This is a genomic window from Christiangramia forsetii KT0803 (assembly GCF_000060345.1).
GTDB lineage: Bacteria > Bacteroidota > Bacteroidia > Flavobacteriales > Flavobacteriaceae > Christiangramia > Christiangramia forsetii.
Genome location: NC_008571.1, coordinates 3,651,940 through 3,677,528, shown reverse-complemented (window position 1 = coordinate 3,677,528; position 25,589 = coordinate 3,651,940). Strand labels below are relative to the sequence as shown.

At 36.6% G+C, this 25,589-nt stretch carries 25 protein-coding genes and 1 tRNA gene; 9 read left to right on the top strand and 17 right to left on the bottom strand.

Going from position 1 to position 25,589, the window contains the following annotated elements; all coding sequences use genetic code 11:
• The first annotated feature begins 56 nt into the window (after nucleotides 1-56).
• Nucleotides 57-710: an SDR family oxidoreductase gene (locus tag GFO_RS16580; protein WP_011711354.1), complete on the top strand. Its 654-nt coding sequence runs from the start codon at nucleotides 57-59 to the stop codon at nucleotides 708-710.
• 210 nt (nucleotides 711-920) lie between these two features.
• Here the strand turns inward: GFO_RS16580 and GFO_RS16575 are convergent, their stop codons facing one another.
• The 12 genes from GFO_RS16575 to GFO_RS16520 form a co-directional block, all read right to left on the bottom strand.
• Nucleotides 921-1,322, bottom strand: a complete 402-nt coding sequence (locus GFO_RS16575) for a VOC family protein (RefSeq protein WP_011711353.1) — start codon at nucleotides 1,320-1,322, stop codon at nucleotides 921-923.
• The gene (locus tag GFO_RS16570) at nucleotides 1,319-2,353 is read right to left on the bottom strand and encodes a hypothetical protein (protein WP_011711352.1); all 1,035 of its coding nucleotides are present in this window, start codon (nucleotides 2,351-2,353) and stop codon (nucleotides 1,319-1,321) included. The genes GFO_RS16575 and GFO_RS16570 overlap by 4 nt, the downstream gene beginning before the upstream one ends.
• A gap of 42 nt (nucleotides 2,354-2,395) precedes the next feature.
• Nucleotides 2,396-3,376 (bottom strand): 2-hydroxyacid dehydrogenase, encoded by a 981-nt coding sequence (locus GFO_RS16565; RefSeq protein ID WP_011711351.1) that lies wholly within the window; start codon nucleotides 3,374-3,376, stop codon nucleotides 2,396-2,398.
• A gap of 122 nt (nucleotides 3,377-3,498) precedes the next feature.
• A complete protein-coding gene (gene mgtE / locus GFO_RS16560) occupies nucleotides 3,499-4,848 on the bottom strand; it encodes a magnesium transporter (RefSeq protein ID WP_011711350.1) in 1,350 nt (449 codons plus the stop codon).
• Nucleotides 4,829-5,674 carry a 16S rRNA (adenine(1518)-N(6)/adenine(1519)-N(6))-dimethyltransferase RsmA gene (rsmA, locus tag GFO_RS16555; RefSeq protein WP_011711349.1) on the bottom strand — a complete coding sequence of 282 codons (846 nt, stop codon included), beginning with the start codon at nucleotides 5,672-5,674 and terminating at the stop codon, nucleotides 4,829-4,831. The genes mgtE and rsmA overlap by 20 nt, the downstream gene beginning before the upstream one ends.
• Nucleotides 5,675-5,821: 147 nt before the next feature.
• Entirely contained in the window at nucleotides 5,822-6,130 is a 309-nt protein-coding gene (locus GFO_RS16550) for a DUF4286 family protein (RefSeq protein ID WP_011711347.1), read from the bottom strand.
• Between the two features lie 23 nt (nucleotides 6,131-6,153).
• Nucleotides 6,154-7,938 (bottom strand): tetratricopeptide repeat protein, encoded by a 1,785-nt coding sequence (locus GFO_RS16545; protein ID WP_011711346.1) that lies wholly within the window; start codon nucleotides 7,936-7,938, stop codon nucleotides 6,154-6,156.
• Between the two features lie 46 nt (nucleotides 7,939-7,984).
• The gene (serS, locus tag GFO_RS16540) at nucleotides 7,985-9,256 is read right to left on the bottom strand and encodes a serine--tRNA ligase (RefSeq protein ID WP_011711345.1); all 1,272 of its coding nucleotides are present in this window, start codon (nucleotides 9,254-9,256) and stop codon (nucleotides 7,985-7,987) included.
• Nucleotides 9,257-9,537: 281 nt separating this feature from the next.
• Nucleotides 9,538-10,857 (bottom strand): HTTM domain-containing protein, encoded by a 1,320-nt coding sequence (locus tag GFO_RS16535; protein ID WP_011711344.1) that lies wholly within the window; start codon nucleotides 10,855-10,857, stop codon nucleotides 9,538-9,540.
• Nucleotides 10,850-11,785 carry a bifunctional riboflavin kinase/FAD synthetase gene (locus tag GFO_RS16530; RefSeq protein WP_011711343.1) on the bottom strand — a complete coding sequence of 312 codons (936 nt, stop codon included), beginning with the start codon at nucleotides 11,783-11,785 and terminating at the stop codon, nucleotides 10,850-10,852. The genes GFO_RS16535 and GFO_RS16530 overlap by 8 nt, the downstream gene beginning before the upstream one ends.
• A 6-nt stretch (nucleotides 11,786-11,791) precedes the next feature.
• Entirely contained in the window at nucleotides 11,792-12,418 is a 627-nt protein-coding gene (pth, locus tag GFO_RS16525; RefSeq protein ID WP_011711342.1) for an aminoacyl-tRNA hydrolase, read from the bottom strand.
• 148 nt (nucleotides 12,419-12,566) lie between these two features.
• Nucleotides 12,567-13,229, bottom strand: coding sequence for a 50S ribosomal protein L25/general stress protein Ctc (locus GFO_RS16520; RefSeq protein ID WP_011711341.1), 663 nt, complete (start codon nucleotides 13,227-13,229; stop codon nucleotides 12,567-12,569).
• A 609-nt stretch (nucleotides 13,230-13,838) separates the two neighbouring features.
• On the opposite strand from GFO_RS16520, the gene GFO_RS16515 reads away from it, so the two are divergent.
• Nucleotides 13,839-15,446 (top strand): Ppx/GppA phosphatase family protein, encoded by a 1,608-nt coding sequence (locus tag GFO_RS16515; RefSeq protein ID WP_011711338.1) that lies wholly within the window; start codon nucleotides 13,839-13,841, stop codon nucleotides 15,444-15,446.
• Nucleotides 15,447-15,476: 30 nt separating this feature from the next.
• Here the strand turns inward: GFO_RS16515 and GFO_RS16510 are convergent, their stop codons facing one another.
• The gene (locus GFO_RS16510; protein ID WP_011711337.1) at nucleotides 15,477-16,412 is read right to left on the bottom strand and encodes a ribose-phosphate pyrophosphokinase; all 936 of its coding nucleotides are present in this window, start codon (nucleotides 16,410-16,412) and stop codon (nucleotides 15,477-15,479) included.
• Between the two features lie 315 nt (nucleotides 16,413-16,727).
• On the opposite strand from GFO_RS16510, the gene GFO_RS16505 reads away from it, so the two are divergent.
• The 5 genes from GFO_RS16505 to GFO_RS16485 all read left to right on the top strand — a co-directional run bounded on the left by GFO_RS16505 (nucleotide 16,728) and on the right by GFO_RS16485 (nucleotide 19,967).
• Entirely contained in the window at nucleotides 16,728-17,411 is a 684-nt protein-coding gene (locus tag GFO_RS16505) for a class I SAM-dependent methyltransferase (RefSeq protein WP_011711336.1), read from the top strand.
• A gap of 344 nt (nucleotides 17,412-17,755) precedes the next feature.
• Nucleotides 17,756-18,208, top strand: a complete 453-nt coding sequence (locus GFO_RS16500; RefSeq protein WP_011711334.1) for a hypothetical protein — start codon at nucleotides 17,756-17,758, stop codon at nucleotides 18,206-18,208.
• 150 nt (nucleotides 18,209-18,358) lie between these two features.
• On the top strand, nucleotides 18,359-18,790 hold the full coding sequence (locus GFO_RS16495) for a cytochrome c oxidase assembly factor Coa1 family protein (RefSeq protein ID WP_011711333.1): 432 nt from the start codon (nucleotides 18,359-18,361) through the stop codon (nucleotides 18,788-18,790).
• 276 nt (nucleotides 18,791-19,066) lie between these two features.
• The gene (locus tag GFO_RS16490) at nucleotides 19,067-19,471 is read left to right on the top strand and encodes a hypothetical protein (protein ID WP_011711331.1); all 405 of its coding nucleotides are present in this window, start codon (nucleotides 19,067-19,069) and stop codon (nucleotides 19,469-19,471) included.
• Between the two features lie 73 nt (nucleotides 19,472-19,544).
• Complete coding sequence (locus tag GFO_RS16485; RefSeq protein WP_011711330.1) at nucleotides 19,545-19,967, top strand: SRPBCC family protein; 423 nt, start codon at nucleotides 19,545-19,547, stop codon at nucleotides 19,965-19,967.
• 57 nt (nucleotides 19,968-20,024) lie between these two features.
• Here the strand turns inward: GFO_RS16485 and GFO_RS16480 are convergent, their stop codons facing one another.
• Both GFO_RS16480 and GFO_RS16475 read right to left on the bottom strand, forming a co-directional pair.
• On the bottom strand, nucleotides 20,025-20,693 hold the full coding sequence (locus tag GFO_RS16480; RefSeq protein WP_011711329.1) for an FAD-binding oxidoreductase: 669 nt from the start codon (nucleotides 20,691-20,693) through the stop codon (nucleotides 20,025-20,027).
• A 110-nt stretch (nucleotides 20,694-20,803) separates the two neighbouring features.
• Nucleotides 20,804-21,814, bottom strand: coding sequence for an LLM class flavin-dependent oxidoreductase (locus tag GFO_RS16475; RefSeq protein WP_011711328.1), 1,011 nt, complete (start codon nucleotides 21,812-21,814; stop codon nucleotides 20,804-20,806).
• 594 nt (nucleotides 21,815-22,408) lie between these two features.
• Between GFO_RS16475 and GFO_RS16470 the strand changes: the two genes are divergently transcribed.
• Complete coding sequence (locus GFO_RS16470) at nucleotides 22,409-23,371, top strand: lipid A deacylase LpxR family protein (RefSeq protein ID WP_011711327.1); 963 nt, start codon at nucleotides 22,409-22,411, stop codon at nucleotides 23,369-23,371.
• Nucleotides 23,372-23,482: 111 nt separating this feature from the next.
• Here the strand turns inward: GFO_RS16470 and GFO_RS16465 are convergent.
• Together GFO_RS16465 and GFO_RS16460 are read right to left on the bottom strand one after the other, a co-directional pair.
• Nucleotides 23,483-23,564 (bottom strand) — tRNA-Leu (locus tag GFO_RS16465).
• A 145-nt stretch (nucleotides 23,565-23,709) separates the two neighbouring features.
• A complete protein-coding gene (locus tag GFO_RS16460) occupies nucleotides 23,710-24,513 on the bottom strand; it encodes a response regulator transcription factor (RefSeq protein WP_011711326.1) in 804 nt (267 codons plus the stop codon).
• Nucleotides 24,514-24,931: 418 nt separating this feature from the next.
• On the opposite strand from GFO_RS16460, the gene GFO_RS16455 reads away from it, so the two are divergent.
• Nucleotides 24,932-25,519: a HupE/UreJ family protein gene (locus tag GFO_RS16455; protein ID WP_041250421.1), complete on the top strand. Its 588-nt coding sequence runs from the start codon at nucleotides 24,932-24,934 to the stop codon at nucleotides 25,517-25,519.
• Nucleotides 25,520-25,589 lie beyond the last annotated feature (70 nt).

Below are 25,589 nucleotides of genomic sequence, written 5' to 3'. Positions count from 1 at the left end.
TGTGCAATCTTTCTATTCCTCCGTATCTTGTGAAAAGTAAAAAAGACAGAAAAACTATGGAAAATATATTAATTGCCGGGGCTACCGGTCATACTGGGAAAAGGGTTATTGAAATTCTCAATAATTCTGAAAGTTTTAATCCGCTGGCACTTATCAGAAAGGAAGAGCAAAGACAGCAATTTGAAGACATGGAGGTGGAAGCCGTGATGGGCGATCTCGAGGGAGATGTAAGTCATACCATGAAAGGTATTGATAAAGTGATCTTTGCAGCAGGTTCTGGTGGAAGTACGGGGAAAGAAAAAACTACCGCAGTAGACCTTGAAGGTGCGAAAAAACTTATAGATGCGGCAAAAAATGCGAATGTCAAAAAATTCGTAATGCTAAGTTCTATGGGAGCCGATGATCCTTCAAAAAATGAAGATCTAAGGCATTATTTAGAGGCTAAAAAAGAAGCTGATGAGTATTTAAAAGAAAGTGGTCTTAGTTATACCATATTTCGTCCCGGAGCACTTACAGATGATCTTGGACTTGCAAAAGTGAAAGTTGCTAAAGGTTCTTTGAATGAAAGAGGAGAGATCTCCAGAGATGATGTTGCTTTTATTCTGGTAATGTCATTGGCAGATCCGTTGGTGAAAAATGTAACTTTTGAGGCTATTGAAGGAGAAGAATCTATCAAATCTGCGCTTATTGAATTGAGCCAGTTAGGATAGATACAATAATCAGTTATATCTAAAAACCTTGCAGATTTAAATATTTGCAAGGTTTTTTTGATTCTATTAGCTATCTAACCCTATAGGTTCTGTACTGAGATTTCAACTATAAAGGGATTTCTCCCGTTGGTCGAAATGACAAAAAAGTTAACGTCATGCTGAACTTGATTCAACTTCTAATGAGACCCTAAAACAAGTTCAGGGTGACGTCTAACTTTTCTCCTGATCTAGAAATACCTGATCGTTAGGCTCCCAAAGTTCGATCTTATTACCTTCAGGATCCATGATCCAGCCAAACTTGCCATAATCGTAAGTTTCCATTTCTCCAACGACTTCAACACCTTCTTCTTTTAAAACCTTCAGCAATTCTTCCAGGTTTTCTACCCTGAAGTTCATCATAAATTGCTTTTCTGAAGGTTTGTAATAATCGGTATCCTCACTCATAGGACTCCACTGAGTTGAGCAGTCATTTCCTTCTTTATCTTTCCACCAAAAAGTACAGCCATATTGATCTGTATTTAAACCAAGATGCTCGTTATACCATTTCTTTACATTGTCAGGATCTTTAGACTTGAAGAAAAATCCACCTAAACCTGTTACCCTATTTTTCATAACCGACCATGTTTTAATGATAAATTTCTGGACTCAACTAAGTTCTTAAAATCTTCCTTCTTATCTAGAAAAACCAGCAAAGTTTTAAAATTCTTCTTTATACCATATAGCCCAATAATCTGATACTCACTCTTCATATGAATAACCACGTTATGACTTTCTAAATCTCCCAGAATTGAAAGCTTTTTAGCATTCTTATCTTCAAAAAATTCTTTAGAAGATAGTTCTATTGATTCTATATCGGAGATTTTAAGGGTAGCTTCGCTCATTATTCCGTATTTCAGGTAGATCATGGTATCGCTCACTAGTATTGGTCGCTTGGATAAAGATCTAAGAAAACCGAAGATTTGAAGACCTGAGTAGAAACTTAAAGTTGTAACAATCCAGGCCGCGATTTCACTCCAGCGAACTAGAAGAATATGAAGGACAATGGTTTCTACAAGAATAAGGAATATTAGAACAGCCATTAAAGCGATGGTACCGTTTCCTTTATGAAGAGTAAATTGGTTGGAATTTAATTTTACTTTTTTCCATTGAAAAAAGCCATAATAGAAAACAGCAATTTCTGTAGCAAAGGGAGTTACAAGCTTCTTGGGTAAAATTTCAGAACAGGTATTTTTTAGCGCTGAGAAAAAATCGATAGAGTCATCCCGATTTAATCGATAGGTCATCAAAGCGCCTTTTACTTTCCAAAGTACATAACCTACAATAGTAATCTCAACCAAAGGTAAAATCCACTTTTTAAACAGATCAACATATTGCTGATTTTCTGCTGGAAGGAAAACAGAGCAAAGGACTAATCCCAGAATCATGAACGGAACCACTGTGGTTTTTGGAATCGAAGTCTTACGAATCAATAGAAAATATATTCCAGGTACCAGAATTAATAAGTCAAAAGTGATTCCTATGGATAATGCTTCCTGATTCTGCTGGAATAAAGGTGAAACTCTTAATAAGAGTAGCAACGAAATAATAGAAAGTGGAACTCCAAACAGTACTAAATTTCTTTGAAGACTATTTAATTTATCCATATTTCAATTTTTCACGTCCTTTATCCAATTATTACTTTCTAGCTATTTTTCTCCACCCTCACCGAAATCTGCAATTATTTTATCAGCAATTACAGTAGCCAAACCTTTATGTGATTCTTTGGTCCAACCAGCCACGTGAGGACTCAATAAGGTATGTGGCATAAACATTAATTCCCTTAAAGCTTCCGGAATTGGATCTGCGGCACTCATTGAAACATTCTTTTTATTTCCGAAGAGACTTTCAAAAGAAGCTTTCTCGTACTCCAGAACATCCAGTCCCGCGCCCAATACTTTTTCTTCTTTAAGTGCTTCCACAAGATCTGCTGTTACCACACTTTTACCTCTTGCCGTATTGATAAACCAGAAAGGTTTTTTAAAGCTACTGATAAATTCTTTATTGAACATATGTTCAGTTTCTTCGGTCAGTGGAACATGTAAACTTACCACATCGGCTTTTTCAAAGAATTCTTCATATCCAACCTGACGGGCGTTATCATCGGCAATACCTTCTTTAAGGTCATAAAATATCACGTCTACCTCAAAACCTCGTAGTTTTTTAGCAAAGGCTTTTCCCATATTTCCGTAGCCGATAAGACCAACCGTTTTACCGTCCAGTTCAACACCTCGATTCTCTTCACGCTGCCAAAGACCTTCACGAACCTCTTTATCAGCTTTATTAAGCTTATTAAACAATGATAAAAGCATTCCCAGGGAATGTTCTCCAACCGCATTTCTATTGCCTTCTGGCGCTGAGAATAGTTGAATTCCTCTTTCTTTCGCATATTCCACATCTATACTTTCCAGGCCTGCGCCCACTCTGGCAATAAATTTGAGATTTGGAGCAGCGTCTATAAATTCGCGATCAATTTTATAGCGGCTTCTAATTACAATCCCATCATATAAATGTTGATTTTGAAGGGTATCTGCTCTTGACTGTTCATATCCTTCAATATTGTGATGCCCTGCCTCTTCAAGCTTTCTCATCAGAGCTGGATGATTTGTATCGGCATGCAGAATAATCATATTCTTTTCTTTTTCAAATTAGTAATAAAATAGTATTCTCCGCACTTTCAGCTATCTAGCGAAATCGGAACTTACAAATTTAAAGAATGATTATTAACCCTCGAAAAAATAGAGAAGTATTCCTAAAATCCAAGAATGGTCTTGGCCAGAAAGAAGAAGATAAAGATTCCGAAAATATCGTTACTGGTAGTGATAAAAGGCCCTGTAGCAATTGCCGGATCTATTCCCTGCTTATCCAATATAATAGGTACAAACGTGCCAATAAGTGCGGCAATTATGATTACTGTTTGTAAAGCTAGCGCAATCGTAAAACTCATGATAGGAGGCTGACCTGCAAAAAAGCCAAAGATTATAACCAAAATTCCTAAAGCAATACCGTTTATAAGGGTCAAACCTATTTCTTTTAAAAGTCTATTGAAAAGACTCCCTTTAAGATTATCATTCGCCAAACCCTGCACGATAATCGCACTGGATTGCACCCCCACATTACCGGCCATCGCAGCGATTAGCGGTGTAAAGAAAAATAGCTCTACATAATTCGCCAGCGCTTCTTCAAAACCTTTCATCACATAAACGGCTCCAAGTCCGCCAAAAAGCCCTAAAATTAGCCATGGTAAACGTGCCCGGGTTAATCTCCAGATACTGGCATCGGCTTCTACATCTTCAGAAATACCCGCTGCCATTTGATAATCTTTTTCAGCTTCTTCTTTAATAAAATCAAGAATATCATCCACGGTAATTCTACCAACCAGGCGGTTCATTTCATCAACAACCGGAATAGCTTCCAGATCATATTTCTGCATGATTCTGGCTACCTCTTCCCCTTCAGTATGTACGTTCACAAAATCTACCTGAGGGATATAAATATCACCAATATTGGCGTCGCTGGAAGCCGTAAGCAGATCTTTAAGGGAAAGTCTTCCCTTCAATTTATTTTTATCGTCTACCACATAGATAGAATGAACACGGGTCACATTTTCAGCTTGTTTGCGCATTTCAGCCATACAACCTGTAACACTCCAGTTTTCGTTTACCCTCACAAGCTCTTTCGCCATCAAACCACCGGCAGAATCTTCGTCATACCGCAACAACTCCACGATATCATCGGCATGCTGCTCGTCGGCTATTTCAGAAATTACATCCTGTTGTAATTCAAGGGATAATTCAGAAATGATATCAGCCGCATCATCGGTATCCATCTCACTAAGCTCTGACGCGATCTCCCGGGCCGAAAGATTCTCTAGGATTCGTTCCCGAACCCCTTCTTCCAGCTCCATAAGGGCCTCTGCGGTCTTTTCACTGTCAAGAAGCTTTACCAGGTAAGTAGCTTCTTCAAGATTTAATTCGGTAAGAATTTCAGCAATATCGGCGTGGTGCACGTCTTCGAGGTGCAGCAGCAATTCCTCATTGTTTTGTTCTTCAATGAGGTACTGTATCTTATCTATTAATTCTTCAGTTACTTGAAATTGCATACGGCTCAATTTTTTGTGTCAGCTCAATAAACTGCTGGAAACCGAGTTGTTCCGGCCGAAGGCCAAAGATAGCATCTTCCCTTAAATTATCAGGAAGATTAAGACTTTTTAAACTATTCCGAAGGGTCTTTCTACGCTGGTTAAATGAAGTTTTAACTATCCTGAAAAATAATTTTTCATTACAATCAAGGCTAAAATTTTCTTTTCTGCGCAGTCTTAAAACACCGCTGTCCACTTTTGGCGGCGGATTAAATACTGAAGGCGGAACTGTAAAGAGATATTCAGCTTCATAAAAAGCCTGTGTAAGTACGCTTAAAATTCCGTAGGTTTTATTTCCCTCTTTTTCACAGATACGCTTGGCAACTTCTTTTTGAAACATTCCTGAAAATTCAGGAATCTGATCTCTCATTTGGAGTACTTTAAAGACGATCTGAGTAGAAATATTATAGGGAAAGTTACCTATTATCGCAAATTGCTCCTGCCCAAAAATCTGCCCGAGATCATGCTTTAAAAAATCTTTTTCATGAATTCTCCCTCGCAGATGCAAATAGTGACTCTCGAGATATTCCACACTTTCAGTATCTATTTCTATCACATGAACTTCAGCATCTTTCTCTAACAAATGTTTGGTAAGAACTCCGGTTCCCGGACCTATTTCCAACACCTTCTCATAGCCATTGTAACTCAAGGTATCTGCAATCTTAGCCGCAATATTCTCGTCGGTAAGAAAATGCTGTCCCAGATGTTTTTTTGCCCTTACTCCCTGATCCTCATTATTACGATGATTAGAGGAGGGCTTGTTAAAGGAAGGTTTATATTTTTTCATGATGTACTTTTAAATGAATGTGCAGAATACTTCAGAAGCAATTGGTTCTTATAGTGCTACCGAAAATGAATTTATTTTACTGATAAACGCCTTCGACTGCGCTCAGGCTGACCAGAAGCCATAAAAAACAGGCCGCTTTTTGAAGGTTTACTGTTCAGTAATCACTTCCAGTTCTGTTCTAAAAGCTACAAACTTACCATCGAAAGCTTTTGATTTTGAACGTAGTTCTTCAGCATTCTCTTCATAGTATTTTTCAAGCATCGCTTTACTTTCCGTAGTATATTGAACAGAATAAGTAATTCCCCCCATAGGTTCCTGCACCAAAACTTTTGTCATTAAAGCTTTCGTAAATTTCTTGGTAGCTAACATATCAGGAATATGTTCTTCTTGCATCCATTTCAGCCATTTATCATGTATGGTTTCCTGGACGTTAATGGTAACGTTGTATATAATCATTTCTGAAAATTTAAATTTTGGAATTACTCTATAGTATCCCCGCGAAGCATTCGGTATTTCTTACGGGCTTCTACAAAGTAAATACTATCGGCAAAGTTAAAGATAATTTGCTCGTAAAGCGATTTTGCCCTTTCAGGATCTTGAAGTTGATTTGCATACAATTCTGCAAGGAAATAATGTGCGTTATCTGCGAGGATATCATCATTAAAATTATGAATGATTATCTGATAATTTTTTTCCGCACTTTTAAAATCCTCCTCTTTTTCATACAATTTCGCCTGACTTAACAAGGCCTCGTCTTCAATCTTCTCTCCTTTGTGATTAATAAGAATAGAATCCAGCGCTTTAATAGCTTCACCATTCTTCTTCTGAAATGCCAGTAGATCTGCCTGTGCGAACTTTTTTAAAGCAGTTTGTGTAGAGTCTTCCAAAGAATTATCACTTATAAGCAAACTCAATTCCATCGCATCATTGGCTATCAATTGAGAGGTGGACGATTTAAGAATATCCAATTGTGTCTTTGCCCATTTAAAATCTCCTTTGTAATAACTGGTTTTTGCCACTTTAAATCTGGCATCCTGTGAGATCACATCATTTTTTACAAGATTCTGTATTTGTGAATAATAAATAAGTGCTTCATTAAATTTCTCCTGAACCACTAAAATATCTGCCATGGCCATTTTCACTTTTGCCAGGTCAAATTTACCGGGTGTGATTTCAGCCGAGCTTTTTAAAAGTGTTATCGCCTCTTCCTTTTTATCCAGGCTAAAAGCCATAAAATTAGCGTAATCTATCTGAATATCTAATGTTTCAGTATTATATCCATATTCATCTAAAAGTGATTTAAAATCACTTTCTACCTTAGTATAATCACCAGATTTAGTAGTTTCTAATTGAATCTTTAAAAGAAAGTGTCTTGCCTGCAGATGAAAGGTTCTGGAAGGTGATTCTTCAATAGCATAGCTAATAATTTCTTCAGCAGTTTCATATTCTTCAGCATCTTTGGATAGTATAGCAAGATTTAGAATCCCCTGTAAAGATTTTTCTCCTCTTTTAAAAATAGCACGCTCCTGGGCAAAGGCTTTATCAAAATCTTTCTGCTGAACAAATAACCAGCTCAACATTTCATTATAAAGCAATTGAGGATCTTCCTGAAGTCTTTTAAGCAGAAGTTTCCTGAAAATAATATTAGCTTCAGATTGGGGATCTTCAGAAATATAACGGTTAAATTCCCTGTTCGCGATCCCGTAAAACTTCATGTCATCCTCTATAAGATCCAGGTAATTACTGAACATCTCTTCAATTTTACCCTGCTCTCCATAGATACGTGCCAGCTGAAGATTGTAATTTCTATCAGTAGTCTTTTCCATCGCCCATTCGTAAGCTTTTGCAGCGTAATCTAAGAGATTATACTGTTCAAAACCCCTGGCAATAGAATAGGCGTAATTTGGCCTGGATTCTATAGCTTGTAATGCTTCATCATAAAATCGTGTAGCTTTTTCCTCTTCATTCTGAAGCTCATAATTGTGACCGAGTTCTATAAGAATGGAAGGGTTATTCGCAGAACGATTAAGACGTTCCAACAACATTTTTTCAGCTTCCTCAAAATTTTCCATTTGCTGGTTGGCCAAAACTACTCCATTAAAATAAACCGGATTGGCGGGATTTCCTTCGTAAAGTTTTTGGTAAACCTTCAGAGCCTTTTCGTATTCACCCTGATCAAAAAAGTTCTTTGCCAGCTGTTCACTTTGAGCATAAAGTCCACAACCGGCCAACAACCATATAGCCATAAAAACAAAACAGCGCATATGTAAATATAAACATTTGCGCTGTTTTAAAATGGTGATAAACAGATTAATCTATCATATCAAACCCACAGTAAGGCACCAATACTTCAGGTACTTTGATTCCATCTTGGGTTTGATAGTTCTCCAGGATCCCTGCCAGAACTCTTGGTAGTGCAAGCGCACTCCCGTTAAGTGTATGAACCAGTTCTTTTTGATTCTCTTTATTTTTATATCTTAATTTTAACCTGTTTGCCTGGAAATTCTCCACGTTTGAAACTGAACTTATCTCCAACCAGCGATCCTGTGCGGTAGAGAATACTTCAAAATCCATGGTCAACGCTGCAGTAAAACCAAGATCACCACCACAAAGCCTTAAAATTCTATAAGGCAATTTAAGTTCTTTAAGTAATCCTTTGATATGGTCTACCATACTATCTAACGCAGCATACGAATTCTCTGGGGTTTCCAGTCGTACGATCTCCACTTTATCAAACTGATGCAAACGATTCAATCCACGAACATGAGCACCGTAAGAACCCGCTTCTCTCCTGAAACAAGGCGTATAGCCGGTACATAGAATTGGAAAATCCTTTTCATTCATCAGCCTGTCCCGGAACATATTGGTCATAGGAACTTCAGAAGTTGGGATCAAATAGAGATCATCTTCAGTAACATGATACATCTGGCCTTCTTTATCTGGCAACTGTCCGGTTCCAAGACCGGAAGCTTCGTTTACCATTAGTGGCAACTGAAATTCAGTGTAACCAGCTTCTGTAGCTTTATCAAGAAACCATGTGATTAGAGCACGTTGGAGTCTTGCTCCTTTTCCTTTATAAACAGGAAATCCCGCTCCGGTGACTTTATTTCCCAGTTCAAAATCTATAATATCATACTTTTTCGCGAGCTCCCAGTGCGGAAGCGAACCTTCAACCAGCACAGGAATATCTCCTTCTTTATAGATCTCTTCGTTGTCATCTTCGGTCTTTCCAGCAGGAACAGAATCGTGTGGAATATTCGGGATCGTATAAAGTAAATTTTGAAGATCGTCTACCGTTGAAGTAAGCTTTTCTGAAAGTTCTTTCGATTCTTCCTTCAACTTTCCGGTTTTTTCCTTCAGTACATTCGCTTTTTGATGCTCTCCATTCTTAAACATCAATCCAATCTCCTTAGATATTTTATTAGAGGTAGCTAGTGTATCGTCAAGTTTTGCCTGAGTAGTTCTTCTGGTCTCGTCCAGCGTTAAAACCTGTTCAAAAATATCTTCAGCATCAAAATTCCTTTTTTTAAGGGCTTTGATATATTCTTCTTTATGTTCTGCAATATTTGAAACCTGTAACATGAGGCCGGGTTTTTTGGTACCGTTTATAATTTTTTCTAAGCAGCAAATGTAATAAAAGCAGACACTAGCATCCGAAAGTTTTTTTCAAATCTTGTAAAAATGATTTAAAAGTACCATTAGGAAGAACTAGGTATTTGCTTCTCCAGATAAAATCATTTTTGGATTAATGTCTGCACATATTTTTTCTCCCTATTTTGCCCTTCATTTCTATTGCTCGTCCAAAAGAAACGAAGCAAAGAAAAAGACGTCTTTTTCAAATTAGCGAAAAACGAATTAAAAAATTACTCCGAATCTGAAGGTAAAATCCAGTCGTGATGTCTAAAATGCTGCCACTTTTCTGCCGCTAGATCTACCTTTGGATCAATGAGTGGTTTATAGGGACCGCCATTTACACTTATTTTCCCTTCAGCATAAATTTCTACCTCTTTGCCTTTTTCAACATATTCTTCTTCTATGCGTTGCACGAATTGCCAGATCATGTCTGGTTTGGTAGAAATAGCCCGCAACTGCTTCCTGGAGAGGTAGTCTTTTTTATTTACAAATACCGTATCTATAGCTCCTTTCTCAACAACTTTAAAGGTAATCCTTCCGCTTTTACCCCGTAACATCATACGCCAGCTTAATCGATGACCTTCTTCTGTCCATAGCACATCATCTTTAAAGAACCAATGCCTTAGCGGCAAACATACCTGGATAATAAACCAGATGCTCATGGCTGCTATTAAAAGATTGCGGTAAGGCGGGATGATAATTTCTCCTTTATCATAATATTTCTTTCTGTTTCTAAGGAACCATTTGTTGATCTTTTCCGTAGGAAAGAAAAAGATGGAAAAAGCCAGGGACATATATGGGAAAATCCCAATATGGAAAATAAAACTATTAAATAAATGAAAGAATATAGCGGCAATAAATGCCGGCAGCCTCGTTCTTTTCCAGAATAATAGAGGAATTATCAAAAGGTCAAATAACAACCCGAAATAGGTGATTGCATACCGTACCCATCCTTGCTGAAGGATTTCTCCCACCAGCCAGTAATCGGCCTTCGACCTCATCAAAAGCGCGGGAAAACTACCGTCTAACCAGTCGGGATATAATTTCGCCACTGAAGCATAGGTGAAAACGATCCAAAGCTGTAATACGATCACGACCCAAACCCAGCGGGGCATTGAAATTTTGCTTATTTCAGGCTTTATCTTAGCATCCAGTGAAAACCAACGATTCGCCGGTAAAAAACTCATGATAATACATAACAACATTAGCAGGTAATAATGATTGTTATAGGAAGATTTTTGCATCAGGTAAACTGCGGCCCACATAATTCCATAACAAACAATACTTAGGCGATATTTGAAACCCAGCATCACAAAAATGCCGAAAACGCCCATTATTCCATAATACCAAAGCATGCCGTTGCCGGGAAGGGGTTGCAGGAATTCAAAACCTATAAAATTGAAAGTGAAATCTGGCTCGATAAGCGTTCTTCTTATCCAGCCGGTGAAGATGGCTCCAAATGCCTCTATAGCGATCAACAAACCAAAAAGCGCACGGAATACTACCAGTGCAGAATTATCGACTTGTTTAAAAAGCCACCGGTTAAGCATGGTTATCTTTTAAATATTGTTTTGAAAATGCCTGATCCTGTTTCATCGCGACTTTAAGATCGTTTACGGAAGTAAATTTCTTCTCATCACGTATTCTAACCAGTAGTTCGATTTCTAACTGTTTACCGTAAAGGTCTTTATCTAAATCAAAAAAGTAAGATTCTATGGTCTTTTCTTTTCCACCCACCGTAGGATTGGTACCGATATTCATCATCCCATTTACAGCCTTTCCGTCTATAATGGTGCTTACCACATACACGCCATTTTTGGGGATGAGTTTATAATCTTCAGCAACTTCCAAATTAGCTGTGGGAAAACCAAGATCTTTTCCTATACCGCGGCCTCTAACAATAGTCCCTTTCAGTGTAAAAGGATGTTGCAGGTACATATTAGCCCTTTCAACACGACCATCCAAAAGTGCATTTCTAATCTTTGTAGAACTTACCGCTACCTGCTCTACGTCCTGTTGCGAAATCTCTTCCACTTCAAAGCCGAAATCTTTTCCAAACTGCTTCAGATCATTAATATCTGCAGTACGATTACGTCCAAAACGATGATCATAGCCAATAATGATCTTTTTTGCTTTCAGTTTATTTACAAGAATGTCCCGAACAAATTCAAGCGCAGTAAGCCTGGAGAATTGATGGGTAAAAGGATGAATAACCAAATGATCTATTCCGGTTTCACGCAATAAATTCTTGCGCTCCTCAATGGTATTGATAAGCTGAATGCCACTTTCTTTTTGCAATACCATTCTTGGATGCGGAAAAAAAGTAAGCACCACCGAATCCAGATTGTTCGCATTTGCAGAATTTACAAGGCGTTCTATAATCTTTCTATGTCCTGCATGAACTCCATCAAAAGTACCAATGGTAACTACCGTCTGGCGCTCGCTTATGAATGAGTTTGCTCCTTTATGCTCTTTCAAATTCTGTTATTTTCCATTAAATGTATTCATAGTATTGGAAACTCCTGCGGTTCCGAAAGATTGTATCAACTCTGCCGATGTTTTTAATCGCTCGGACATTTTACTTTCTTCATCATCACCCCATTCCCCCAACACATAATCTACCTGGCTCCCTTTGGAGAATTCATCACTTATTCCAAACCTAAAACGATTGTATTTGGTGGTATTTAATTGTGACTGTATATCTTTCAATCCGTTATGCCCGCCATCACTTCCCTTAGTCTTTAACCTTAAAGTTCCAAAGTTAAGATTCAAATCATCGGTTACTACCAAAAGATTTTCCAGGTTGATCTTTTCTTTCTGCATCCAGTAATTCACGGCTTTTCCGCTTAAATTCATATAGGTACTGGGCTTTAGCAGAACAAAGGTTCTTCCCTTAAATTTAAAGGTTGCGACATCGCCAAGCTTCTGAGTTTCAAAAGTGACCTCTTTTTCCCGGGCAAGTTCATCCAGGATCTTAAAGCCTATATTATGTCTGGTATTTTCGTATTTAGGACCAATATTTCCGAGGCCAACGATCAAAAATTTCTTCATAGGATCTATTTTCTCCCCGGTCTCTTTCTTTCCTAAAATTCTTCCGAAGAATGAAAGCATCCAATTAGTGTTTTGGTAAAGATAAAATTAATCAGATACTTTTAAATCAGAAAAGACTAAACCGAAGTTTTAAAATATTTTAAATAAAAAAGCATTCCGAAATCGGGTTAAACCGAAAGGAATGCTTTTTAAATTTATTCAAAGAAGTTTACTCTTTACCTTCTCCTTCTTTTACAGCTGCCTGATCATCAACTTCAGTTGCTGGTACTTCATCTGCTGCTACTTCGTCTTCGTCTTCATCTTCGTCCTCAAGTTCTACAAGGTTACGAGATGTTCTTACCTGACAAATTACAGTATTATCCGGATGCTGGATCACAAAGTCTTTGCTATCTACTCCAGTAACATAAAGCTTCTGACCAATTTTAAGCTTAGAAACGTTTGCTACGATGTAATCTGGAAGATCTGCTGGTAATCCTCTTACTTTAAGACGACGAAGGTTATATCTTAATACACCACCGTTCTTAACCCCTCTTGCAACACCTTCGGTGTGAATTGGAATTTCCATAGTAATTGGTTTCTCACCAAAGATCTGGTAGAAATCAATATGAAGAATCGCATCTGTTAAAGGATGAAATTGGATATCCTGAAGGATAGCATCATAAGATTCTCCACTTTTTAATTTGATTTTTACAGTGTGTACATCTGGAGTGTACACTAAATTCTTGAATGATATTTCCTCTGCTGCAAAGTGTAGTGGATCACCTTCTACCCCGTACAATACGCAAGGAACCTGTCCAGCATTACGTAGTGCTTTCGTTGCCTTCTTGCCTACGCTTTCTCTTTTAGATCCGTTGATCGTAATTGATTTCATTTGTATATTTTAAATTACTATTAACAGATGTCGTCTGGTCACTTACTGGACTGCCTTCATCTGCGTAAAAATTTCAGGATGCAAAAGTAAGTTTTTTTATTTATCTATAAAACCCTGTGCGTTAAAAAGTTCTGCGGAATTAAGATTATCATTCTTTTCTTAATTAAAAATACTGAACGCAATAAACCAAACCCACACTTCGACAGGCTCAGTGGGGCAATTCTTGAAACTGCTCTGCTGCACTCGAAGTGACAACTCCCCGGAAACACCCTCGCGAAGTAAGTGATGTGATCTTTTTCTATTTCCTCCCAACCCGTTTTGAAACGTCATCCTGAACTTGTTTTAGGATCTCATTTTCAACTTCACATTTCGACAGGCTTAGTGGAGCAATATGAGACTGCTTCGTTTCACTCGCAGTGACAGTTACTTATTACGTAATCGTGAACGCAATGAAGCGATCTCTTCATACGGAAGAAATCTCTTTTTTATCCTTCTGCTGATTGTTTATTGAAAATTGATCATTGTTTTCATAAAGGCTTATAATTCCTTCCGGCAATTTTGTTTAAATTGAAGTTTACATGAACACAAACTGAAACTAGTATCTGAAAAATGGAAAATAAGTCTGAAAACTCAACCTCAACAAAACGTATTGCAGCGATAGACCTTGGAACTAATTCGTTTCATGCTGTTTTGGTAGATATTTATCCCGATGGTAGTTTCCGGACTATTGATAAACTAAAGGAAATGGTGATCCTTGCTGAAAAAGGTATGGATAATCATCTGAGTGAGGAGGCCATAGAGAGAGGTCTGGATGCGTTAAAACGCATCAAATTTCTTTGTGACAGCCAGGAAGTGGAAGAAATTCTGGCTTTTGCCACCAGTGCGATTCGAGAGGCCAAGAACGGTGGGGATTTTATACAACGCATGATAGACGAAGTTGGCATTAAAGCACGGGCCATCCCAGGAAAAATGGAAGCTGAACTTATTGGTCTTGCCGTTAGGCATAGTATTGCTTTAGATGAAGAAATGGTATTGATGGTGGATATTGGTGGTGGAAGTGTAGAATTCATCATTGGAAACAACCAAAAATTTGTTTATCACAACAGTTTAAAACTGGGTGTTGCCAGAATGGCCGCAAAATTCGTTTCCGAGGATCCCATTACCAAAGATGAAATCAAAAATCTTAAAAAATATTATAAAAAGGCTCTTAAAGAGATAAAGGGCGTCATGAAGAATTATGGGGTAAAGACCATTATCGGCTCTTCCGGGACCATGGAAAATATAGGCGCTATGGTAGCTACCAGGAATTCTCTCACCGCTAATATGACGCTAAATGAACTAGTCTTTAATTCTTCCGATTTTAAATCATTGTACAAGGATTTTATCAAACTGGACAGAAAAGAAAGGTCCAAGATCAAAGAGCTGGATGAAAAGCGTATCGATATTATTAATCCCGGGATGGTACTGGTTAAATACCTGGTGAAAAAATTCAATATTGAACAGATAAAAATTTCTGAAGCGGCATTAAGAGACGGAATGATTCTGAACTTTATCAATAAAGAACGGCCAAAACTGGATCTCGTCGCCAATTTTCCAGATCCGCGAAAGCGAAGTATTTTCGAGTTGCTTCGAAAATGCAACTGGCTGGAAACTCATTCTACTCATGTTGCCTCCATGGCTCTACAATTATTTGATGAATTTAAAGAAGAGCTGAAACTCGAAGAAAGCGACCGGGAATTACTGGAATATGCCAGCCTACTCCACGATATTGGCTACTATATTTCTTATAGAAAGCATCATAAACATGCACTCTACCTCATTCGTCATTCAGATTTAAGGGGATTTACTGAAGATGAGATTGACATCCTGGCTAATGTTGCACGATATCATCGACGATCCACTCCTAAAAAAAGACATTTTTTATACAAGAAACTTGAAAAAACACTTCGGAAGAAGGTTAAGAGACTTTCCGCATTGTTGAGGGTTGCTGATGGGTTGGATCGAAGCCATTATCAAAATGTTGAAAAACTGGAAATTGATAATAGCGATGAAAATGTAAATTTTTATATCACAACCATGGGTGATCCTGAATTAGAAATATGGGGAGCCGAGAGAAAATCAGGATTATTTGAAAAAGTGACCGGCAAAAAACTGGAAATCTACGCTGTGAACAAAAATGAACGGGAGCGCATCCAGAATTCTACCGGCAATACTTAAGTTGAGACTGTTTCGCTTTGCTCGCAGGGATTACATAATGAACTTAGAACTTATGGACTCATTATCCTGAACACGCTTCATCACATCAGCAAAAAGTTCAGCACAGCTCACAACTTTTATTTTTCTACTTTCCTGGCGCAACGGGATAGAATCTGTTACAATTAATTCCTCAAGCTTAGATTTTTCAATACGATCGTAAGCCTCTCCTGAAAGTACGGGATGCGTACAGATCGCGCGAACACTTTTTGCTCCACGTTCCATCATAAGATCTGCAGCTTTAGTAAGCGTCCCGGCAGTATCTACCATATCGTCTACCAAAACAACATTCTTTCCTGTCACGTCTCCAATAAGTTCCATATGTGAAATCACATTGGCTTTGGCCCTTTGTTTATAACAAATTACCACGTCGCTTTCCAATGCTTTAGAATAGGCATAAGCTCTTTTGGAACCACCCATATCCGGGGATGCAATGGTTAAATTATCAAGACCAAGTTTTCTTAGATATGGGAGAAAAACGGTACTTGCATAAAGATGGTCTACAGGCTTTTCAAAAAATCCCTGAATCTGATCTGCATGAAGATCCATCGTAATAATTCTTGTAGCTCCCGCCGTCTCCAGGATGCTTGCGATCATTTTCGCAGCGATGGGCACACGAGGCTTGTCTTTTCTATCTTGTCTTGCCCATCCAAAATATGGCATCACAGCTGTAATATGTCTGGCAGAAGCTCTTTTTGCAGCATCCAGCATCAATAGCATTTCCATTAAATGATCGCTACCGGGATGGGTAGAACCAATAATGAATACTCGTGAACCTCTTACCGATTCTTCAAAAGAAGGTTGAAATTCACCGTCACTATAAGTAGAGGTTATTACGTTCCCCAGTTTTGTACCATAATGACCAGCGATCTTTTCAGCAAGTTCACGACTCTGGGTACAATTAAAGATCTTAGCTTCTGTTGCAGGCATTTTGTGTTGTTTTTGTTGTGTGTTTTGTTATTGTTGCATGCAAATTTAAAAATTTATCCTTGCGATTACAGAATAAAACCAACTGCTTCAAAAGAAAGTTGCATCAATTAAGGGAAAGCCCCTAGAATTAGATTCTATTAGTTTATTTTAAAAGCACCTAGCTTATTTATGAATCCTGCTTAAATAAAAAAAGAAACACGCTAGAATCGCTTTTTCTACATGTCTAAATAGCTTGTTTATCCTGAGAATATCGGCCTTTATTAAATACGCCTTTGAACAAATACCCTATCTTTATAGAAATCAAACAAGTACTGAATGAAAAAAGAAACGGACATAGCCTTGGAATTCAACGAATTTTCGAAGAATTACACCAATGATATGATTCGCTGTGTACCTTGTTACCTGGAACTGGTCTCAAGTTTTGGAAAACACTTTCCTGAAGATTTTAATCCTAATTCAATTCTTGACCTTGGTAGTGGGAACGGTAATATTACCGCTCAACTTATTCCTTATTTTCCAGATGCTACTTTTACCCTTGTAGACGCTTCTACTGAAATGATCGATCTATGCCGTAAACAGTTCAAAAATTATAACGTTAATTATGCTAATACGTATTTTAATGATTTTTCATTCAAAAAAGATCATTACGACCTGATTGTTGCAGGCTTCAGTTTACATCATTGCAACAAAAAAGAGAAACGAGCTATTTTCGAAAATATATATTCTTCTTTAAAAATTGGCGGAATATTTTCTTACTGCGATTTAATGATAAGTAAAACAAACCCAGATCATCCACAGCTTCTTGAGCAATGGGGTCAATTTGTGAACTCCAACTTCCCTGACGGTGAAAAATGGGCCTGGGTCATGGAACATTACAAAAACTATGATAAGCCAACAGATTATCTTCTTCAAAAGGAATGGCTCGAGAATGCCGGATTTACAAATATTCGAATTCCATACAGAGATGGATATTGGATGTACCTCCAGACCAGAAAATAATATTAGGTTATTGACATTAAAACAGCTTCTTATAACCGGTGAATAAATTATTCAGGAAATTAATCTCTTTCACAACTATCCGGAATTTGTAATTTTTTTGAATCCTTTTTCGCAGAATATGTGGTAGAACTCCCGAAATTCAGGGTGGACGATTCTTCTATCATCATTAATCTTTCAAAAAGTCTTTTAACGATATTTTTATCTATTTATTACTTTTCAGAATATCCTATGGGGTTTCTATAGTTTTTTTTAAATTCGCTTCCCACTGACCCAAAAATGGGCAAAACTGCATCCCTACTTCAGCAAGTTTTGTTCATTATGTATGGATATAAAGTAATATCGTCTTGAAGAAAATATTAAATTATAAATCGGAAATCACCGAAAAGAATCCTGAAAATCTGGAAAATGATGATTTTGAAGAAAATGAAATCACCGAAATTCTTCCAGAACTTTATTCTAAAAGAGTCATCACTGCATTTTCACTTATTTTTTCTACTATTTTTGGAGCGGTAATTTTAATGAGTAACCTAAAGAAAAAAGGAGAGAAAAGAGGGCGAATACAGGTGCTTATATTTTCAATTATTTATACTACAGGGATGATTATTACCATACATTCCCTGGCTACAACGAATTTAACGATCCCTTTAAATATATTAGGTGCGATCATTTTAAACGAATATTTCTGGAATAGGTATCTTGGAAAAGATATTGAATTCGAGAAAAAGAGCTGGTTGAAGCCAGCCATTATATCTGTAACAGTTATTATTCCGTTTATAGTGGCTTTATTTTATGCTTAGAAAACAAACTGGGTATTTTAAGGCAGATTCAGGAACTAAATTAAACCTGGTTGGCATCACGTCTTAAAAGCATTTTTTATATTTTAATGCTTTAATAGATTTTGTAAATAGAGATTTTCCAGATTGTTTTACTTATAACTTTAAAAGATAATGAAAGAAAACTGGCTCAATAGAAATTATAAATGGTCTGTCCCTTTAGTAAGCCTCATCATTGTAATTATTTATCTTTTTGCCTCTTCCGGTTTCGGGAAAATATCATCAGATCTTGCTCAGGCTTATGCTGATAAGGAGCTCTATCAAACTGCAATTGATAAGGCAAATAAAGATTTAAGGGTCATAGAAACTATAGGGAAAATACAACCCATAGATAAAATGACAATTTTGAATGGCGAGGTCAATTATTCAAAAGATAACAAAAGCGTCACTTCAACCATTAAAGTTCTGGGAGATAAGGGAAAAGCTAAATTGGATCTTATCGCTCATCGAAATGCTAAAAAATGGAAATATGAACAATTAAATATTCGGGTAATCAATCCGACAAAAAGTACACAAACGATTGAAGTTATAAAGTCTGAAAAGTAATTAAACTATGAGCACACATCTTACCAAAAAAGACTATTTAAAAATTTTCATTCTTATAATTTTTGCAATTATTGCCCTTGAGATCTTGGCTGACTGGGAGCATTTTAAACAAGGTTTATTTGGGTTTTATTAAATAAATAATTTAGATTCAGATTTCAACACAAATTATTCCACAAGTATTTAGTTTCTGTTAACCTCAGGTAATTTCCTTTCTTTTACAGAATAGGAGGATACGATATCACATTTCTATGAGGATAGCTCAAAACCAACCCAACCATGAAGAAATTATTACCCTCCTATTTTAAATTAATTGGAGTTGCCCTCATTATCATCTCCATTGTAATTCTCATCATCAATTACAGCTTTAAGGATCTATTTACCATGGATCAAAACATTTTCAAATGGATATTTAAAGATCTCATTTTGCTGGGAGCGATCTTCATTAGTTTTTCTTATCAAAAGAATGAAACGAGCCAGATTACTGAAATGCGATTCGGAAAATTTGCCAATGCCCTTTTATTTGGAACCATGCTCTTTTTCCTGGACACAATTATGGAATTGATTTTTAATTCAGGTGAATTTGAACTGAAAAGCGCCTATGAAATCCTTCTTACTATTCTCATATACTTCATCATTGTATTTCATCACGATCTCTATAAAATGAAAGAGACGAATCAATGACTATACTACTTTTCAATATAGAATAAGTCCCGAAAATTTGATAATTTAGGATTAACTTATTTAAAACTTCCAAATGGCCTCAAAAGAAACGATAAATGTTGAAACCAGCATTGATAAAAGTGTTGAAAAAGTATGGGAATTCTGGACAAAACCGGAACATATCACCAAATGGAATCATGCTTCAGAAGACTGGTTATGTCCTTCAGCAGAAAATGATCTTAAAGAAGACGGTAAATTTGTATACCGAATGGAAGCAAAAGATGGAAGCTTCGGTTTTGACTTCTCCGGTGTTTACAAGGAGGTAAAACCAAAAAAGAAACTGGTTTACGAAATTGAAGATGGACGAATGGTTACGGTTATTTTTTCAGAAGAAGATAATTCTACCACTATAAAACAAACTTTTGAACCCGAAGATGAAAACTCAAAAGAAATGCAGCAAGAAGGCTGGCAGTCAATTCTCAATACATTCAAAAAATATGCTGAAGATCAGAATTAATTTTTCCCGCTAAAAAAACCGGATTTGCATCCGGTTTATCACGAACTCATCTTGAAATTATTGATCATCTAATTGAACCGCATCTGGATTAGCTCCTAATTTCTCAAGGATATTGCTAATCTCCTTTGTCATTTTAGGTGGACCGCAAACATAAAATTGCTTGCTATAGTCTTTAATATTTTTCTTCAGGAATTCTTCGTCCAGATAAGCATTTGTGAACTTAGTATCTTTTTGATCGGTAATTACATAGGTAGCATCATTACCTAGCATATTATCCAATTCGTCTTTTAAAATAATATCCTTATCGGTTTTATTGGAAAAAATAAGTTGCAAGCCTTCTGTCTTTTCTTTTTTATTTAGATCACGCAACATCGCGATATAAGGAGTAATTCCAGCTCCGCCGGCAATAATATAACCTGGCCCTTTATATTCAATCGCTCCCCAGGTATCCCGAACAATCAGTTCATCACCCTGTTTTAGTTTTCCTAGCTGCTCGGTAACACCATCGTGATCAGGATAAATTTTGATAGTGAATTCCAGATCATCAGATTCATTTAGACTGGTGAACGTAAAAGGCCTTTTTTCATCCTTCCATCCTTCTTTATTAATTGAAACTTCCGTTGCATGACCAGGAGTAAAGTTATAGCCTTTAGGTTTTTCAACTACAAATTGCTTTACATCATGTGTGACCTGACCAATTGATTTTATTTTAACTATCTCTTCCATACTTTTTCTTTTCAAGTTAAATGATTTCGAACAAAAATGCAGCTCAAAAAAGGCTGAACACTAAAGTTTTAACCATACTTAAAGAGAAATAAGCGGGATTTTAAGGAAGTTTAGGAATTGATCTCTTTCATAATGTCAGAAAAAATACTGAATGATTTTAACCGGTCTTCCTGATGATAAATATGGGAAGCGACGATAATCTCATCTACCCCTGTTTTCTTAATAAAGTCTTGGGTATTTTGTTTAATAGTTTCGCGATCCCCCACAAAGGCATATTGAAGCATTCTTTTTAAAGACGGATTCTCCCGAACAGCTTGTAATTCTGCAGTCATCTCCTGGGGTTTTTGAAGATAATCTAAATTCCCCGTCATTACTCCTACCATCATTTTCAGGGAACTGGTAGAGATCTTTTCTGCTTCCTCATTAGTATCTGCTGCGATTACATTAATTCCCGCAATACTATAAGGCTTATCAAAATATTCTGAAGGCTGGAATTCTCTGTAATAAATTTCCATCGCCTGGAATAACTGTGCCGGCGCAAAATGACTGGCAAAAACATAAGGCAGTCCTTTTTCAGCGGCTACATGTGCGCTATCTGTACTAGAACCCAAAATGTACATAGGAACATCTACACCTTCAGCAACCGTAGCTCTAACCTTGGTGGTGGTTCTTTCATTTTTAAAGTACTTCTGAATTTCATCTATTTCATGTGGAAATTTATAGACAGAATTCATTCTATCACTTCTTATAGCATGCGCCGTTACCTGATCTGTTCCCGGTGCTCTCCCCAACCCCATATCTATTCTACCTGAATATAATGACCCCAGAGTTCCGAATTGTTCGGCTACGATCAAAGGTGAGTGGTTTGGCAACATAATCCCACCCGAACCAATACGAATATTTTTTGTTTTAGCTGCAACGTGGCTCATCAGTACTGTGGTAGCAGAACTGGCAATACTCACCATATTATGATGTTCTGCCAACCAGAATCGAGTATAGCCCAATTCCTCAGCTTTCTGTGCGAGTTCAACAGTATTCTTAAAAACTTTAGTATGTGGAATATCCTGTCCTACTACAGCAAGGTCCAGCACAGAATATGATATTTTTTTATTTTGAAGCATTATATAAATTTTAAAAAGCCAGCAAAAACGCAGGCCTGGCTTTGGTCTTAATTTAAAATATTTCTTACTAAAAGCTACTATTTTTAATCTTTTTCAAAATTGGAGATGATTTTTAGTTGCTAAGATTTCTAGTAATTTTACCCGTAGGGTGACAACAGATCAGGAATTTCATTTTTTCCATTTATTCCAGATGTTCATCATCCCATTTTAGAATATTATTTCAGAAAATTTACCCTATTTATGAATTAGTTTTTCTCATATAAATTTAGGTTTCAGGAGTGATGAAAAAATTTATAGCAAAAAAAAGTCAGTAAGGGATATTATATAATTTTCACTGCTATTCCATCAATAAACTGTGATATTTCAGAAATCACTTCTTAGCTAAAATTAATATTCTTTTATTATCGATCCAGAAGCATGTAAACAAGCTCAGTAACATCTGTTAACTTTAGCCCTATCTCATATTTTAGAAATCTATATTTATCTCCTATAATCTAAAATTCTTCAAAACAGGTTCAAATTAAATTTCGATTTATTAAGTTGAACTAATTTATTCATTAAAACCAGTTTCTTCCACTTTGCGTAAATGATAGTATGAAGTACAATCCTTTTCCCGCCATTTTATTTCTATTGATTCCGTGCCTTATATCGGCTCAAAAAATAGATAATCTGGTATCATTTCGGAATATTAAAAGTGATTCCTACTTTAGATTTAATTACGATAATGATTATTTTTCTGGTACCGATGAAAACTACACTCAAGGGTATAGCTTAGAATTGGTTGCTCCCTTTCTAGAAAAGAATCCTGCTAATTATCTTTTTCTATCACTTAAAAATTCTGAGGTCAAATATGGATTGGCAATAGAGCATATAGGTTTTACAGCCCCTGATATTGGAAGTCCGGAAATCCAAATAGGAGATCGCCCGTTTGCCGCTGCAATTATGCTAAAGAGTTTCGCCATTACCACAGATACATTGGCAAAGTCGAGATTAACATCTTCCTTTAATTTGGGGCTTATAGGTCCCGGTGCCTTTGGAAAAGAAATGCAAGTAGGTATTCATAAAATCACGGGAAACACAATTCCTCGTGGCTGGAAAAATCAGATAAAGAATGATGTAGTTCTAAATTACAAGATAGCTTATGAAAAACAGCTATTTAGAGCGGGAGATTATTTATCGCTGCAATCTAATTCTACTGCACAACTTGGTACTTTATTCACTAATGCATCAATTGGTCTTAACACTAATATTGGACTTATAAATTCAGCATTTTCAGTTAATAACAGGGAAAGTAAATTTCAGCTTTATGGATATTCCCAGGTTCTGGGAAATATTATTGGATATGATACTACGTTACAAGGCGGGGTTTTTAATAAAGATAGTCCGTACACGATTCCTTCTGAAGAAATAACCAGGCTAACAGGCCAATTTAATTACGGTTTTATACTGAAGACCAGAACATTGTATTTTGAATATTCCCGCACGGTACTTACCCGGGAATTTGAGACTGGAACGCCAACAAAATGGGGAGGTATCAGAATCGGTTTTACGTTTTAGCCATTTTGATAGAAATATACTGAAATCTCCCACCAAGAATATGTAATTTGTAGATATGCCCTATTTAGGTAAGTAAAAAACCCTGACAATTAAAAATTATCAGGGTTTAAGTACTCGAGGCGGGAATCGAACCCGCACTCCCGAAAGAACTGGATTTTGAATCCAGCGCGTCTACCAATTCCGCCACTCGAGCTTGTGGACGGCAAAAATATAAAATTTTTAGTTCTAAGGATTCAATTCAATAAAAATTATTACCAGAGAATAAAAAATCTTCTTTGCTATCTTTTTAAATTCTATTGAAGAAAATTAAAATCTATAATTTGCTTTTTTATTGATATCTAAATGGGAGAAATTATGCCGCTAGTAAGACACTTTGCCACTAATTCCGTAGTATTGGTGCAACCGCTCTTCTGCAATACGTTTCTTCGATGAGTTTTGACGGTATGTGGGGAAAGGTTCAGATCGGTCGCGATCTGTTCTGCATTTAAACCTCTGGAAAATCGAATTACAATTTCCTTTTCCCGGTCTGAAATAATTTCCCGAAGATTTTTGTCTCCTTCACAGGCGTTGGGATCAAATTTCCCCTGAGAGATATCTACATTAAAATATGATTTCCCGCCGTTCATATGAACAAACGATACAGAATTGGTACTAGTCACCTTAAGATGACAAACATCTGTTTGGATACACAGCACATGTTCTGGCATTCCATTTTCCAGAATACTCAATGGGATGGCCTGGTAAAGCATCGTTCTAACCTGTCCGTTTTTATCCTTCATTCGGTATGAGAACATATTTTTATAAGCAAGGGCTTCATCACGATCCAGAAAAGAGGTGTAAAAATTACTGATGACCTTACCTTTCAAATCGATACTGCCAATTTCTTCGGGAAGCACTGTTTTTAAAAGATCATGAATATTAAGATCTTTTACCTTTTTACTTACAAACATTTCTACAGATTCTGAAACATATTCCAGTTCGAGATCATGAAGATTTACAATATATAAATAAGACTGCCCCAAAGCGAACAAAGAAGCAAATATTTTAAAATCATCAGAAATTTTAAAAGAGCGGTAATCTCTTATCTTACTTGAATACGTATTTTTCCAGAAATCTGAGATCTTCTTTAGATCTTCTTGCATAGGGCTATCTTGAAAAATAAATATAAGAATTATAAAACTTTAAGGATTGCTTCTTAGTTTTTCAGTATCATCTTCTGATGATTGGAAAGATTAAATAAAAGCCTTCTGGAAATTTCCTGAAGGCTTTAAGTCCAAAATATGAATGCTTAATTATTAGAAATTAACTCACTTATATTGATCTACCCCAACACAACATTTCAGAAATTTGACCCTACTCAAATCTCTGCATGAATTAAAAACCAGTATTAATTATCATTTATTTGGTATAGCCAAGATAAATAGGGAATTACATTTAAAAAATACCACTTTAAAGGTATTTTTCATTTATAACATTTCTAATAATATCCTTGCTAAGACCTATATCTTGGCAATTATTCTAATAAATTGTACTTTCGAAACTTCGCTAATAAACTCAACTATGTCGCAATTTTGGCTATACTTTGAGCTCGGACTGGATCACGTCCTGGACTGGCAGGCATATGACCACGTGCTATTTCTTATCGTACTCGTAGCTTCTTATGGCTTTAGCACCTGGAAAAGAGTATTATGGCTGGTCACGCTGTTTACCCTGGGACATACCCTGGCTCTTTTTCTATCGGTATATCAGATCGTAAAAGTTGATGCAGATTATGTGGAGTTTTTAATTCCTGTAACCATTTTAGCAACGGCGATTTTCGATATTGTAACTGCAGGAAAAAAAGTTAGAAATACAAATTTCAATCTTTTATATTTCACAACCGCTTTCTTCGGAATTATTCACGGATTGGGTTTTTCCTCCTATTTCAAGATGATCGCTGCGGGATCTGAAAGTAAATTTTGGCCCCTGGTAGAATTTGCCTTAGGAATTGAAACTGCTCAGGTTATTGTAGTACTCGCAGTTATGATCATAGGCTTTCTGCTTCAAAATGTCCTAAGTGTCTCAAAAAGGGATTGGATACTGGTTACGGCCTCTATAGTAATTGGGATCATCCTCCCTATTCTTGTAGAAAGTTACCTGGCACTGTAGATTAAAAACCTGTTTAGACATATTTTCATCAATAATCTCTTAATTTGCACCCTATTATTAATTTCTGTAA

Excerpts from the sequence above, each read along its gene's own strand:
- GFO_RS16485 (WP_011711330.1), top strand. The coding sequence starts at position 19,545 with ATGGCCTCAAAAGAAACGATAAATGTTGAAACCAGCATTGATAAAAGT.
- GFO_RS16480 (WP_011711329.1), bottom strand. The coding sequence starts at position 20,693 with ATGGAAGAGATAGTTAAAATAAAATCAATTGGTCAGGTCACACATGAT.
- GFO_RS16470 (WP_011711327.1), top strand. The coding sequence starts at position 22,409 with ATGAAGTACAATCCTTTTCCCGCCATTTTATTTCTATTGATTCCGTGC.
- GFO_RS16545 (WP_011711346.1), bottom strand. The coding sequence starts at position 7,938 with ATGCGCTGTTTTGTTTTTATGGCTATATGGTTGTTGGCCGGTTGTGGA.
- mgtE (WP_011711350.1), bottom strand. The coding sequence starts at position 4,848 with ATGCAATTTCAAGTAACTGAAGAATTAATAGATAAGATACAGTACCTC.
- GFO_RS16535 (WP_011711344.1), bottom strand. The coding sequence starts at position 10,857 with ATGCTTAACCGGTGGCTTTTTAAACAAGTCGATAATTCTGCACTGGTA.
- GFO_RS16515 (WP_011711338.1), top strand. The coding sequence starts at position 13,839 with ATGGAAAATAAGTCTGAAAACTCAACCTCAACAAAACGTATTGCAGCG.
- GFO_RS16505 (WP_011711336.1), top strand. The coding sequence starts at position 16,728 with ATGAAAAAAGAAACGGACATAGCCTTGGAATTCAACGAATTTTCGAAG.
- GFO_RS16490 (WP_011711331.1), top strand. The coding sequence starts at position 19,067 with ATGAAGAAATTATTACCCTCCTATTTTAAATTAATTGGAGTTGCCCTC.
- serS (WP_011711345.1), bottom strand. The coding sequence starts at position 9,256 with ATGTTACAGGTTTCAAATATTGCAGAACATAAAGAAGAATATATCAAA.
- GFO_RS16475 (WP_011711328.1), bottom strand. The coding sequence starts at position 21,814 with ATGCTTCAAAATAAAAAAATATCATATTCTGTGCTGGACCTTGCTGTA.
- GFO_RS16550 (WP_011711347.1), bottom strand. The coding sequence starts at position 6,130 with ATGATTATATACAACGTTACCATTAACGTCCAGGAAACCATACATGAT.
- GFO_RS16495 (WP_011711333.1), top strand. The coding sequence starts at position 18,359 with ATGAAAGAAAACTGGCTCAATAGAAATTATAAATGGTCTGTCCCTTTA.
- GFO_RS16510 (WP_011711337.1), bottom strand. The coding sequence starts at position 16,412 with ATGCCTGCAACAGAAGCTAAGATCTTTAATTGTACCCAGAGTCGTGAA.
- GFO_RS16520 (WP_011711341.1), bottom strand. The coding sequence starts at position 13,229 with ATGAAATCAATTACGATCAACGGATCTAAAAGAGAAAGCGTAGGCAAG.
- rsmA (WP_011711349.1), bottom strand. The coding sequence starts at position 5,674 with ATGAAAAAATATAAACCTTCCTTTAACAAGCCCTCCTCTAATCATCGT.
- GFO_RS16460 (WP_011711326.1), bottom strand. The coding sequence starts at position 24,513 with ATGCAAGAAGATCTAAAGAAGATCTCAGATTTCTGGAAAAATACGTAT.
- pth (WP_011711342.1), bottom strand. The coding sequence starts at position 12,418 with ATGCTTTCATTCTTCGGAAGAATTTTAGGAAAGAAAGAGACCGGGGAG.
- GFO_RS16565 (WP_011711351.1), bottom strand. The coding sequence starts at position 3,376 with ATGATTATTCTGCATGCCGATACAAATCATCCAGCTCTGATGAGAAAG.
- GFO_RS16575 (WP_011711353.1), bottom strand. The coding sequence starts at position 1,322 with ATGAAAAATAGGGTAACAGGTTTAGGTGGATTTTTCTTCAAGTCTAAA.
- GFO_RS16570 (WP_011711352.1), bottom strand. The coding sequence starts at position 2,353 with ATGGATAAATTAAATAGTCTTCAAAGAAATTTAGTACTGTTTGGAGTT.
- GFO_RS16455 (WP_041250421.1), top strand. The coding sequence starts at position 24,932 with ATGTCGCAATTTTGGCTATACTTTGAGCTCGGACTGGATCACGTCCTG.
- GFO_RS16580 (WP_011711354.1), top strand. The coding sequence starts at position 57 with ATGGAAAATATATTAATTGCCGGGGCTACCGGTCATACTGGGAAAAGG.